This window comes from Flaviramulus sp. BrNp1-15 (genome assembly GCF_022259695.1).
Classification (GTDB): Bacteria; Bacteroidota; Bacteroidia; order Flavobacteriales; family Flavobacteriaceae; genus BrNp1-15.
Genome location: NZ_CP092099.1, coordinates 48515 through 61727 on the forward strand (window position 1 = coordinate 48515; position 13213 = coordinate 61727).

8 protein-coding genes are annotated in these 13213 nt (G+C 34.0%); all 8 read right to left on the minus strand.

Annotated elements, in window-relative coordinates:
- Positions 1–4: 4 nt before the first annotated feature.
- Positions 5–1891 (minus strand): OmpA family protein, encoded by a 1887-nt coding sequence (locus MBM09_RS00215; RefSeq protein WP_238674805.1) that lies wholly within the window; start codon positions 1889–1891, stop codon positions 5–7.
- Between the two features lie 20 nt (positions 1892–1911).
- Complete coding sequence (locus tag MBM09_RS00220) at positions 1912–2862, minus strand: type IX secretion system membrane protein PorP/SprF (RefSeq protein WP_238674806.1); 951 nt, start codon at positions 2860–2862, stop codon at positions 1912–1914.
- 28 nt (positions 2863–2890) lie between these two features.
- Positions 2891–7579 carry a gliding motility-associated C-terminal domain-containing protein gene (locus MBM09_RS00225; protein ID WP_238674808.1) on the minus strand — a complete coding sequence of 1563 codons (4689 nt, stop codon included), beginning with the start codon at positions 7577–7579 and terminating at the stop codon, positions 2891–2893.
- Positions 7580–7813: 234 nt separating this feature from the next.
- Positions 7814–9607 carry a cbb3-type cytochrome c oxidase subunit I gene (locus MBM09_RS00230; RefSeq protein WP_238674810.1) on the minus strand — a complete coding sequence of 598 codons (1794 nt, stop codon included), beginning with the start codon at positions 9605–9607 and terminating at the stop codon, positions 7814–7816.
- Between the two features lie 27 nt (positions 9608–9634).
- On the minus strand, positions 9635–10702 hold the full coding sequence (locus tag MBM09_RS00235) for a cytochrome c oxidase subunit II (protein WP_238674811.1): 1068 nt from the start codon (positions 10700–10702) through the stop codon (positions 9635–9637).
- A gap of 30 nt (positions 10703–10732) precedes the next feature.
- Complete coding sequence (locus tag MBM09_RS00240) at positions 10733–12097, minus strand: quinol:cytochrome C oxidoreductase (RefSeq protein WP_238674813.1); 1365 nt, start codon at positions 12095–12097, stop codon at positions 10733–10735.
- 22 nt (positions 12098–12119) lie between these two features.
- A complete protein-coding gene (locus MBM09_RS00245) occupies positions 12120–12671 on the minus strand; it encodes a cytochrome c (protein WP_238674815.1) in 552 nt (183 codons plus the stop codon).
- Positions 12672–12679: 8 nt separating this feature from the next.
- Positions 12680–13210 carry a DUF3341 domain-containing protein gene (locus MBM09_RS00250; RefSeq protein WP_238674816.1) on the minus strand — a complete coding sequence of 177 codons (531 nt, stop codon included), beginning with the start codon at positions 13208–13210 and terminating at the stop codon, positions 12680–12682.
- Positions 13211–13213: the final 3 nt, after the last annotated feature.

The window sequence follows — 13213 nt, forward strand, 5'->3', positions numbered from 1 at the left end:
TTAACTAATTTAAAATTGTGAATTCACAACGTCTGTTAACATCATACTCATCATCATCGCAAATACCTTCTTTTACACATTCGTTAAGTGGCTGCATTTCTCCATAACCTATACTCTTCAATCGGCTTCTATCTATACCTTGGCTTACTAAATATTCTAAAGTTGAGGCTGCACGACGTTTAGATAAATCTAAGTTATATTGGTCTGGACCACGAGCATCTGTATGTGCAGAAACTTCCACCTCCATTGATGGATATTTCTTCATTAAATCTACTAATACTTGTAAAGTCACTGCTGCATCTTCACGAATGTTAGACTTATCAAAATCGAAATAAATTTCGTCTAGTTCAACTTTAGATTCGCCTTCTTCATCTTTTTTAACACGTGCTTCAGCATCTGCAAAAGACTCTAAACTTAAATAAATATCGTGTTGCACCTTACCCTTACTATCTGTTGAAAACTCAACATCCTGTGGAATATATGCTTTACGTGTTCCTCGTACTTTATATTTTTTATTGGGTTCTATTTTGAAAATGTAATACGCATCATCTCCAACAAGTGTATCTTGAATTACAGTATCAGACTCATCAAACAGTGTTACTAAAGCTCCTGTAAGTAATTCTTTGCTGTTCAAGTCTTGTACAATACCTTCAACTTGATATTTTGTTAAAGGATTCTCTTCTCTGGCAAAACCAAATAATCTATCATAACCTGTACGGTTTGATGACACATACCCTTTGTTATTTTTCTCTCTAACAACATACGCAAAGTCATCTAAATTACTATTTATTGAGCTTCCTAAGTTAACAGGTTTATCAAAAGTATCATTTACTAAATTACTTCTAAATACATCTAAACCGCCATAACCTTGATGACCAATTGATGAAAAATACAGCACATTAAACTCACTTATAAAAGGAAATTGTTCTCTGTGTTTTGTATTAATTGTTGGACCCAAGTTTTCTGGTTCGCCATAAGTTCCATCATCATTAATGGCAACTTTGTAAATATCGAAGCTTCCTAAAGTTCCAGGCATATCACTTGCAAAATAAAGTGTTTTTCCGTCTTTACTTAATGCTGGATGCTCTGTACTATAACTGTTAGATGTAAATGGTAATGCGGTAACGTTTGTCCAAACACCATCTACTAATTCTGCTTTATAGATTTTAATGTGTGCAATACGCTCTTCGTCTGTTTTTTTACGAGTGGTATTGGTTCTATTAAAATACATGGTTTTACCATCATTAGTAAATACAGCATTACTTTCGTGAGAATCTGTATTAATGGCATCAGAGAAAGGTTGAACATCCTCTAATGTGTTATCATCTTTTAAAGTTGCACTATACAAATCTAAATATGGTAACTCGTTCCATGAATACGATGGGTTTTCGGTATTTCTTGCTGATGCAAAAGCTATTTTGTTATCACCATAAAACGTTAAACCAAAATCGCTAGTAGAACCTTCATTTACGATTTGTTCTAAATTAAACACATGAGGTGTAGTTTTCTCTAAAGATTCAATAAAAGCATTCGTGTTTACAGGTTTGTTGTAATATCTACTTAAATGCTTATCGGCTTCTTTATAGTTTTTAACACCTTTTAAAGCTTGTGCATATCTAAAATGATATTCAATATCTATAGAATCACCGTACTCTACAAATAACTCTCTGTAGGTTTTAATTGCTTTTTGAAGACTTGTGTTGTAATAATAACTATCTGCTAAATTTTGAAGTACTTCTTGATTTCTATCTTTAGTTTCATATAATTCGGCAGCTTCATTATAAGCTCTCATTTCAAAAAGCTTATTGGCTCGTTTTGTATTTCCTTTTTGTGCTAATGCTATTCCACTAACTAATAAAAGGCTTGCAAGTATGTATATATTTTTTTTCATGTTTTCCAATTATTAATGTTTTAGAAGAATCTTGGTGAACGATCGTATCCGCCTCTAAATCCGAATAAATCGACATCAAACAAAATAAATATTTCATGAGATCCTGAATTGAAATCTCCCAGATTGTTAGTTGTATAATCGTAGGCATAACCTACACGAAGTTCTGGTGTAATTCTAAAGTTTATTAAAGCACTCATAGCATCATCTAATCTGTACCCTAAACCAGCCTCTAATTTCTCATTTATTAATACACTAGCTGTAATATCTAAAGCCATTGGTGCTCCCTTAACAGCTTTACCCATAAATGCAGGTTTTAATTTAAGATTCTGATTAATATCAAAAACATAACCACCTGTAAAGAAATAGTGAACGTTTTGAACACCTGTTGCCTTTATACCATTTTCATTTTCTAAATGTTTTGTAGACAACATATTTGGTGCCGATAAACCTAAATAATAATTATTAGAGAAAAAGAAAGCTCCAATACCTAAATTAGGAAATGCTCTACTAATGTTTTCATTGAAAGCAACATCTTCATTTGGCGATTGTAATACAAAACCATCAAAATTAGTGTCAAAAAGTGTGACACCTGCTTTTAAACCGAATGATATTTTACTTTCAATTCCTACAGGTAATACATAGGCAAAATCCGCATAGATATTGTTTTCTTCAACAACATCACCAATATTATCGTTTGTAAAAGAGATTCCCATCTCTATTTTATCATTTATTGGTGTGTGAGCAAAAAAGCTTCCTGTTTTTGGTGCACCTTCTATACCTACCCATTGGGTTCTGTAAAGTCCTCCTAAGTTTAGTATCCCTTCTTCTGCGGTTGCATAAGCTGGATTAATTACACTCATGTTATACATGTATTGTGTAAATTGAGGGTCTTGTTGTGCTGAACTTTGTAATGACAAGAACGTCAAACTTAACAAAGCAGCTATTTTATGATATATATTTAAATGTTTCATTGTTTCTAAATTTTGCTTTATCTATAAATTATCTGCTTAAGTATAAGCGTCCTTGTTCTGGTTGATTTTCACCATCGTTAAAATTGAAGATGTAGAAATATACACCTACTGGTAAATCGCCTTTTGACAATGTTCTAGATTGATTAGATGTACCATCAAATCTTGGTGTATTAGCATTTCCTTTATAAACTATATTTCCATATCTGTTATAAATTTCTATTTCAAAATTTGGATATAAAATCGCTAGGTTATCAACATCATATGTGTCGTTTGTTCCATCTCCATTAGGTGAGAAACCATCTGGTAACCTTAGTTTACCACAAGCTGTTAAATCTGGAGTAACTGCTAAACGCACACTGCTCTCACAACCTGTTGTTATATCTACCAATGCAGCATAATATGTTGTAATAGTTAAACTAGTACCACTTGAAATTGTTGAACCTCCGGTAGCCGCATCGTACCATACTATATTGTAAGATGTTGAATCGAAACTGATATTCGATGTTAACTCTGCTATTGTAGGTCCATCATTGATACAGTATTCTTCATTGGCATCATCTAATGCTGGGATAGGTGAATCGTGAATAATTACATCTATTTGAACAGAAGTTGAAGATTCACAACCTGTACCATTTGTTTGAGTAGCATAATAATCTTCACTATCTACTAAAGCTTCTGTGCCTGCTAACGGTAACGTTAAAGCAGCATCTTCGTACCAATTAATTGTTCCTGATGAGCTAATTGTACTGTCTAAATCTGAAACAACTGGATTATCAATTAAACAGAATTCTGGATTATTATCTGTAACCACAGGTGTTGGTGTGTCATCAACCGTAACAGTGATTTCTGCAAAATCATCTGGTGAACACGGTGAAACCGCAGTTACTGTATAAATGTAAACATTTGCTGGATCTACTGCTGGATCAAAAACTCCTGTTCCACTATTCAATGCTGGAGACCATGTTCCTCCACTTTGAGCAGCTGTTCCTAATAAATCAAATAAATCAATTGGATCATCATTTACACATAAAGCAGCTGAATTATCTGTTCCTGCATTTGGAGCAAGGGTTACAGAAACATCAATACTACTTGATGCTGTACCGCAAGCATTTGTTAAAGTATATAAATATGTAGTTGGTGCATCAACTAAAGGATCAAAAACTCCTGTCCCACTTGTTAATGCTGGAGACCATGTCCCACCAGTATCTGGAGTTCCTCCTAATTGAGTAAACAAGTCTATTGTACCATCATTACTACATAAATCTAGAGGTGTTCCATCTGTTCCTGCATCTAAAGGCTCATTGATGGTAACTGTTATCGTTTGGCTATCATCTATACAAGGTGACGAAGCAGTTACTGTATATGTAAAATTATATGTTCCTGCAGCGACTCCTGTTGCATCAAAAATGTTTCCTGTTAAAGCTCCAACGCCATCATCATTATTCCATGTTCCACCTGCATCTTGAGTTCCATCTAAACCAGTGAATAAATCAACATTATTATCATCATTACACACAGCTATTGGTGTTGTATTTGGGGCTCCTGCAATAGGAGAAATGTAAATTGTAACTACTACTGCTGTTCTTACTGAAGATTCACACCCAGTAGTTGCATCTGTTTGAGTAGCAAAATAATCTTCACCATCTACTAAAGCATCAGAGCTAGATAAAGGTGACCCTCCTGTTGCATCAGCGTACCATTGAATAGTTGCTCCTGTGGCAACTAAATCTGCTACTGTAGCACTATCGCAAAACTCTTGTGGAGTTGATGCTGTTGGTACTGAAATGTCATTTATAACAATGCTAACTGTAACATCAACATCATCACAACTCCCTATAGCATCAACATCATAAGTAAAATTATAAGTGCCTTGTGCTAAACCATCAAGTGTTACTGTGTTTCCAGATAATGCGGCGGAAGCATCATCATCGTTCCAAGTTCCTGTTTGATCTTCTCCTTCTAATAAATCAAATAAATCGTAGGTTTGACCTGTAGTTATTTCTGAAATGCAAAACTCTACTGGTGTATTTGCTGTTCCAGATTCCGGAGCATCTTCAACCGTAATTGTTACTGTACTGCTATTTGTACAACTATTTGCATCTGTAATACTATAAGTAAAACTATATGAACCAATTGTTAATAGTGTTAAATCAACATCGCTACCAGACAAAGCTCCTGTTGTATCATCATCTGTCCAAGTTCCTCCAACATCTTCTCCTGTTAATTGACCGAATAAATCTAAAGGTGAGTTTGCCACTAAGTCGTTTTCACAAAATGTAGCTGGTGCTGGTGTACCTGTATTTGGTAACGGATTTATAGTTATACTAACTGTTACATCTACATCATCACAACTTCCTATTGCTGTTACATCGTAAGTGAAATTATATGTTGCTGGAGCTAGTCCTGATAAATCAACTAAATTTCCAGTTAACACTCCTGAAGCATCATCATCATTCCAAGTTCCTGTTTGGTCTTCTCCTTCTAATAAAGTGAATAAATCAAAACTTGCCGACCCTTCTCCTTCACAAAACGCTACTGGAGCATTTGCTGTTCCAGATTCTGGAGCATCTTCAACCGTAATTGTTACTGTACTGCTATTTGTACAACTGTTTGCATCTGTAATACTATAAGTAAAACTATATGAACCTATTGCTAATAGTGTTAGATCAACATCACTACCTGACAAAGCTCCTGTTGCATCATCATCTGTCCAAGTTCCTCCGGCATCTTCTCCTGTTAATTGACCGAATAAATCTAAAGGTGAATTTGCAACTAAGTCGTTTTCACAAAATGTAGCTGGTGCTGGTGTACCTGTATTTGGTAACGGGTTTATAGTTATACTAACTGTTACATCTACATCATCACAACTTCCAATTGCTGTTACATCGTAAGTGAAATTATATGTTGCTGGAGCTAGTCCTGATAAATCAACTATATTTCCAGTTAACACTCCTGAAGAATCATCATCATTCCAAGTTCCTGTTTGGTCTTCTCCTTCTAATAAAGTGAATAAATCAAAACTTGCCGACCCTTCTCCTTCACAAAACGCTACCGGAGCATTTACCGTTCCAGATTCTGGAGCAGGTTCAACTGTTATAGTAATTGACTCTGTATCAGAACAGGTACCATTATCTATTGTATAATTATATGTATATGGGCTTCCGGCTACGGTAAGCGTAGTAATATTTAAAGAGTTTGAAATAGTTACATCATTTGAATCTGTCCAAGTTCCACTGTTGTTATCTTGAGAACCATCTAACGCATCAAATAAATTAAAAGGAGAGTTAGCTGCTAATTCATTCTCACAAAATGTTTGGTTTATCGCAACTCCTGCATCAGGATCTGGTAAAACTATAACCTGTACTGTTGTAGATTCCTCAGGACAAGGGTTAGGCGATAAATTTTGAGTATACGTGAAATTATATGTATTAGGTGTTAAACCTGTTAAATCAATTGGAAAAGTCACTACAGGATCAGAACTTGTAGTTCCTTGTGTCCATTGTCCATCAGGATCGTAGTTTTCTATGAGTGTAAATAAATCAAAAGAAGCTGGTAAACCAGACTCACAAAATGATGCTGGATTATTTGCTGATGGCGTACCAGATGTAAGTGTTTCATAAACTGTAATACTTACATTTGAAGTACTATCTGGACAAACACCAGAACTGGATACTGTGTAAGTAAACACATAAGTTCCAGCAGTGGTCAAAGATGATATGTTAACTGTTCCTAAATCACCATTAGAAGTAGTTAAAGGTCCAGACCAAGTTCCTCCAGTATCTGGAGTTCCTCCTAATTCATCAAATAAGTTAAAATCTGAAGCTGGTAAACTATCATTACAATACTCTAAAACTGCAGAATCTCCTGCGTCAACAGGAGTATCAATTACAACATTAACAGGCACTGCGTTACTTACACAGAAGACATCATTTATTTGTATATAATATGTATTTCCATCTACAAGTGGAGTTGCTAAAGGTAAGGCCGGTGGAATTGGATCTCCAGAACCATTTATATTTGCATACCAACTGTAATTAGTTGCTGTAGTTCCTGGATCTAAATCAGCAATTGTAGGATTAGTATCGGAACAAAATTCTTGAGGATTAGCAGGTGTAGGGTCTGCTGGCGCATTGAATACCCCTACTTGCCCGATTTCTATTTGACTTTCACAACTACCATTATCTATAAATACTATAAAATAATTAGATGCACCATTTGGAATAGCTGTTGCTGGGGTTAACTGAGTAGTTAAATTTATATCAGAATAAACTTCAACAGAACCTCCCGAAGGTACGCTTGGTTGTAAAACATCATCAATATATGTTTGAATTGTAGCATTTTCATTACTACAATATATTTGATCTAAGTTTTCGCCACTAGCACCAACTTGAAAAGTTACAATAATTGATGCTCTTGGTGTTGGACAATTAGCAGAATTATTATCTAGATAATATGTTCCCTCTAATACTAACTGGGCATCATTAAATAGATTGCCACCAGACGAGGCATCATACCAAACAATACCATCGCCACCATCTAATGCATAATCTGCACTTAAATCGGCAAAGGTATAACCAGATGCATCGCAAATTGGCATTGGTGGAGGACTAGGATTTAATGTAGGACATTGAGCATTTACTGAAAATGTCGTCCATAGAAACACCATAATTAAGGGCACAAAAGTTTTTGCATACCCTAAAAGGGATTTTGTTTTCATAGGTTTGGTTAATTTAGAATTGTTAATAGCATCTATTTGTAATAAAATATTTATATATTTTGCCAAATATCTTACTTTCAAATCATTTATGATTCGCAATTTAACTGATTTTTTTGTATTTCATCGAATTTTTTTACATTTTTTTACATTTTATCGAAAAAAATGGTTTTTAAACAGAAAAATCCGTCTAAAAAAGACGGATTCTTAAATATGTAAGAGATATATTGTTAATTCTTAATGCTGCAGTTCTTCTTCACCATCTTTTAATGGCACATTTTGTGGTACGAAATCTACATCATGACCTGGTTTACTATAATCATAAGCCCAACGGTGAACATGTGGAATTTCTCCTGGCCAGTTTCCATGCATATGCTCTACTGGTGCTGTCCATTCTAAAGTTGTAGATTTCCATGGGTTTTGAGTTGCTTTCTTTCCGTAGAAAATACTAACAAAGAAATTATATAAATAAATGATTTGTACAACACCACCAACTAAAGCAAATATAGTTATGATAACGTTTACATTTGCTAAATCGTCAAATAACGGAAAGTTACTATTTGTATAATAACGACGTGGTAAACCTGCCATACCAATAAAATGCATTGGGAAGAATACTCCATAAGCACAAACCGCAGTAATCCAGAAATGGATATAACCTAAATTTTTGTTAAGCATTCTACCAAACATTCTTGGATACCAATGATAAATACCAGCAAACATTCCATATAATGCAGATATACCCATTACTAAGTGGAAGTGAGCTACAACAAAATATGTATCGTGAACATTAATATCTAAGGCACTATCACCTAAAATAATTCCTGTTAAACCACCCGTTATAAATGTTGATACAAAACCTATTGAGAATAACATAGCTGGATTCATCTGTAAATTTCCTTTCCAGAGCGTAGTTATCCAGTTAAAAGCTTTTACTGCTGAAGGTATCGCAATTAATAACGTTGTAAATGTAAATACAGACCCTAAGAATGGATTCATTCCTGAAATAAACATATGGTGACCCCATACGATTGTAGATAGAAAAGCAATTGCTAAAATTGAGGCAATCATAGCTCGATATCCAAAGATAGGTTTACGAGAGTTAGATGCCATAATTTCAGAAACTAATCCCATTGCAGGTAATATTACAATATAAACTTCTGGGTGACCTAAAAACCAAAATAAGTGTTCAAATAAAACTGGTGAACCTCCTTGGTAATGTAATACTTCACCTTGAATAAATATATCTGATAAGAAGAATGATGTTCCAAAGCTTCTATCCATTATCAATAATAACGCTGCAGATAATAATACTGGGAAAGAAATAACCCCAATTACAGCCGTAATAAAAAATGCCCAAATTGTTAATGGAAGTCTTGTCATAGACATTCCTTTTGTTCTTAAATTAATTACCGTAACGATATAATTAAGTGAACCCAATAAAGAAGATGCTATAAAAATGGCCATAGATACTAACCATAATGTCATACCCATACCTGAACCTCCTTGAGCTAATGGTAAAGCACTTAATGGTGGATAAATTGTCCATCCTGCCGCTGCTGGTCCTGCTTCAACAAATAATGATAATACCATGATTACACTTGATAAGAAGAATAACCAATACGATACCATATTTAAAAACCCTGAAGCCATATCGCGTGCTCCAATTTGCAACGGAATTAATAAGTTACTAAATGTTCCACTTAATCCAGCTGTTAATACAAAGAATACCATAATGGTACCGTGTATAGTTACCAATGCTAAATAAATATCTGCATCCATAACACCATCTGGAGCCCATTTTCCTAGAAATGCTTCAAACAATACATTTGGTTGCTCTGGCCATGCGATTTGCATACGGAACATCATAGACATGAAAACCCCAATAACTCCCATAATAGTACCTGTAATTAAGTACTGTTTAGCAATCATTTTGTGATCTTGACTAAATATATATTTAGTTACAAACGTTTCTTTATGATGATGTCCGTGGTCGTCTTCGTGAGCGTGGTTATCTGCGTGTGCTGACATAATCTTATATCGTTTTTCTTTTTTAAATTAGTTAATTAGAGAGTTTTTGAATTCTTTTTGCTCTTTCATCCAAGCATCGTATTCATCTTGAGTTTCAACTACAATTTTCATTTGCATATTGTAATGAGACTTTCCACATATTTTATTACAAAGTAATAAATAGTCAAACTCGTAACGTTCTAAAGCATCTTCGCCTTTAGCAACTAAAGCCTTACTATTTTCAACTCTAATTTTATTAATATTTTGAACTTTTTCAATCATTTGCGGAGTTTGACGCATATCAGCAGTAGTTACTGTTGGCGTGAAACCGAACTGAGTAATCATACCTGGTACACAGTTCATTTGCGCTCTAAAGTGAGGCATATATGCGGAATGCAAAACATCTTGTGAACGCATTTTAAATAACACTGGTCTACCAACCGGTAAATGTAATTCTGTAGTAATTACATCATCCTGTGCATTTGGGTCTGCTTCATCAAGACCTAGGATATTTGCTCGATCAATATCTATTAATCTAACATTTGCTTTTCCTAGAGTATTATCTGCTCCACCATATCTGGCTTTCCAGTTAAATTGTTGCGCGTATAATTCTACTACTAATGGATCATCACTTTCATCAACACCCATAATGTTAATCCAGGTGCTTAATCCGTAAATAATTAAACCCGCTAATACTATTACAGGAATAATTGTCCAGATTGCCTCTAATTTGTTATTATCTGCAAAGAACAAAGCTTTTTTACCTTTTTCACCTTTATACTTAAAAGCAAAATAGTGTAATAAAAACTGTGTAATAGTTTGTACTATGAAGATAATTACCATTGAGATAATCATCAAGTTATCAATAGTAGGTCCGTGCTCTGAAGCAGAATTAGACATTAATGGTAAATCGCCCCATTTTACAAAACTTACAATAGTAATAATATAAATGAAAGCTAAAAAGCCCATCATTAAATACCCATTAATTGTATTGTCTTTATCTGTAGCAACTCCTGTATTTTCACTTTTAGCCTGAGCTAAATCGAAAATCTTTACCATTTGCCAAATGGCAATTAAAATAAATACTAAAACTATAATTGTTAATAAAGCAGTCATTGGTGTCGTTCGTCTTTATTTATTTCTTAATTAATAATGAAATTCTTCGCTTTCCTTTTTAAAAGGATATCTTTTAACTAGTAATGGAGCTTTTGTTAAAGCTGTAAATACTATAAATATGAATAAACCTGCAAAAAGTAATATTGAACTAATTTCTGGTATTCCAATAAACCATCTATCTCCTACAGTTGCTGGCATAATCATATTGAATATATCAATGTAATGTCCAAATAATATTACTAAACCTGTCATTACAACAAACCAAGGAATACGCTTATAATCAGCATTCATTAACATTAATATTGGGAAAACAAAGTTTAATACAACCATTCCTATAAATGGTAATTGGTAATCTTGAAAACGTGATACAAAATAGGTTACCTCTTCTGGAATATTTGAGTACCAAATTAACATAAATTGAGAGAACCATAAGTAAGTCCAGAAAATACTGAAAGCAAACATATACTTAGCAACGTCGTGTAAATGATTTTCATTAACAAACTCTAAATATCCTCTTGACTTTAAGTATATAGTTAATAATGCTAAAACAGTTATACCACTAACAAACATACTTGCAAAAACATACCAGCCAAATAATGTTGAGAACCAGTGAGGATCTACACTCATAATCCAATCCCAAGACATCATAGATTCTGTATAGATAAAGAATACTAAGAATCCTGCAGACCAACGGAATAATTTTTTAAAGTTTTTATTGTCTCCCGCTTCATCTTGAGCAGTAGAATATTTTCTTGAGATATAACGATAAAAGCTCCAACCAGCAATAAAAATTAAACCTCTTATAACAAACCAAGGTAAGTTTAAAAATCCTGATTTACCTTTTATTAATTTATCATGTTCTACTACTTCTGGATCCATCCAAATAAATAGATTATAATGACCTATTGTTCCAGAAGCTACGGCAATACCTAAAACTATTAAAGCTCCAGGTAACACATATGAAGTCATACCTTCCATAACTCTGAATAATACTGGAGACCATCCTGCTTGTGATGCGATTTGAATCGCATAAAAAGCTAAAATCCCTAAAGCAATCATCATAAAGAAAAAAGCTGCTACATATAAAGCTGCCCAAGGGCGGTTTGCTATTTGGTGTTGTACATGTTCTACATGTTTTTTGTGTTCATCAACTTCAGCGTGAGCTTCCTCTGCATGACCTTCACCATGAGAATCTGTAGCATGAGCATCATGAGATGGAGCTGCATGTTCTGCTTCTTCACCATGACCACCACCATGATGTGCTTCTTCTGCCAGTAAGGTTTCAACCTCTTCAAAAGATTTATGAGATGTCATAAAACCATATCCAACACCTAATACTCCTAAAACCATTAGAATGATTGAAAATGTCTTTAATTTATTTGAAAATGTATACATATCTATAATAATCTTATCAATCTTACTTTTCTAAATCTGCTTTTAATTTTAATACATACGATACTACTTGCCAACGCTCTTCTTCATTCAATTGGTTTGCATAAGAACCCATTGCATTCTTACCGTAGTATATTGTATGATAAATACTGCCTTCATTTATTGCTCTACCTGCATCATCATAACTTGGAATACCTAATATTTTTTCACGTTTTACTAAGTTACCTTGTCCATCTCCTTTATTACCATGGCAAATACCACAATAAATATCATATAACTCTTTACCTCTAGCTAAATCTACTTGAGTAGAATCTAAAGGACTTGTTAATGTAGCCTTTGCTAAATCGTATCCTGCTGTAGAATTTTCAATATCAAAAGGCACATAACCCCTTGGTATAGAACCTTGAGCAGGTATTTGTGCTTCAATTCCATTTGGGAAAGCAGCTTCTCCATAAGTTTCATAACCAACAGGTTCATACATGTTTGGCATGAATTGATAATTTGGAGCAGTATCTTTTTTACATGATACAGCTACTAAAACGACTGCTATTGCTAATATTTTAATTAAGCTTTTCATACTATTTATTAATGGGCTTTATCAACTAAATTAATTTCAACTGCTCCAGTTTCTGCTAATAAGCTTTCTAGTTCTTTTTCATTTCCATGAACGGCTATTTCCATTAAAAAATGGTCATCAGTTGTTCTTGGGTCTGGATTTTCGGCTTTTTTAAATGGCCACATTCTACTACGTAAGTAAAATGTGATTACCATTAAGTGAGCAGCAAAAAACACGGTTAACTCAAACATAATTGGAACAAAGGCTGGCATGTTTTCTATATAACTAAAGCTTGGTTTACCTCCAATATTTTGAGGCCAATCTTCAATCATTATAAAATTCATCATCAATATGGCTACTGTTAATCCAACTAACCCGTACATAAATGCTGTTATAGCAATACGTGTTGGTGCTAACCCCATAGCTTTGTCTAATCCGTGAACCGGGAACGGTGTATATATTTCTTCTATGTGATGCTTTTCTGCCTTAACTTTTTTAACAGCCGACATTAATACATCATCATCAGTATAAATAGCGTGAATAACTTTTGAAGCTTCCATTGA

What these genes read in the sequence shown, in the direction of transcription:
- MBM09_RS00225 (WP_238674808.1), bottom strand. Translation starts at nt 7,579, where the DNA reads ATGAAAACAAAATCCCTTTTAGGGTATGCAAAAACTTTTGTGCCCTTA.
- MBM09_RS00250 (WP_238674816.1), bottom strand. Translation starts at nt 13,210, where the DNA reads ATGGAAGCTTCAAAAGTTATTCACGCTATTTATACTGATGATGATGTA.
- MBM09_RS00230 (WP_238674810.1), bottom strand. Translation starts at nt 9,607, where the DNA reads ATGTCAGCACACGCAGATAACCACGCTCACGAAGACGACCACGGACAT.
- MBM09_RS00235 (WP_238674811.1), bottom strand. Translation starts at nt 10,702, where the DNA reads ATGACTGCTTTATTAACAATTATAGTTTTAGTATTTATTTTAATTGCC.
- MBM09_RS00240 (WP_238674813.1), bottom strand. Translation starts at nt 12,097, where the DNA reads ATGTATACATTTTCAAATAAATTAAAGACATTTTCAATCATTCTAATG.
- MBM09_RS00220 (WP_238674806.1), bottom strand. Translation starts at nt 2,862, where the DNA reads ATGAAACATTTAAATATATATCATAAAATAGCTGCTTTGTTAAGTTTG.
- MBM09_RS00215 (WP_238674805.1), bottom strand. Translation starts at nt 1,891, where the DNA reads ATGAAAAAAAATATATACATACTTGCAAGCCTTTTATTAGTTAGTGGA.
- MBM09_RS00245 (WP_238674815.1), bottom strand. Translation starts at nt 12,671, where the DNA reads ATGAAAAGCTTAATTAAAATATTAGCAATAGCAGTCGTTTTAGTAGCT.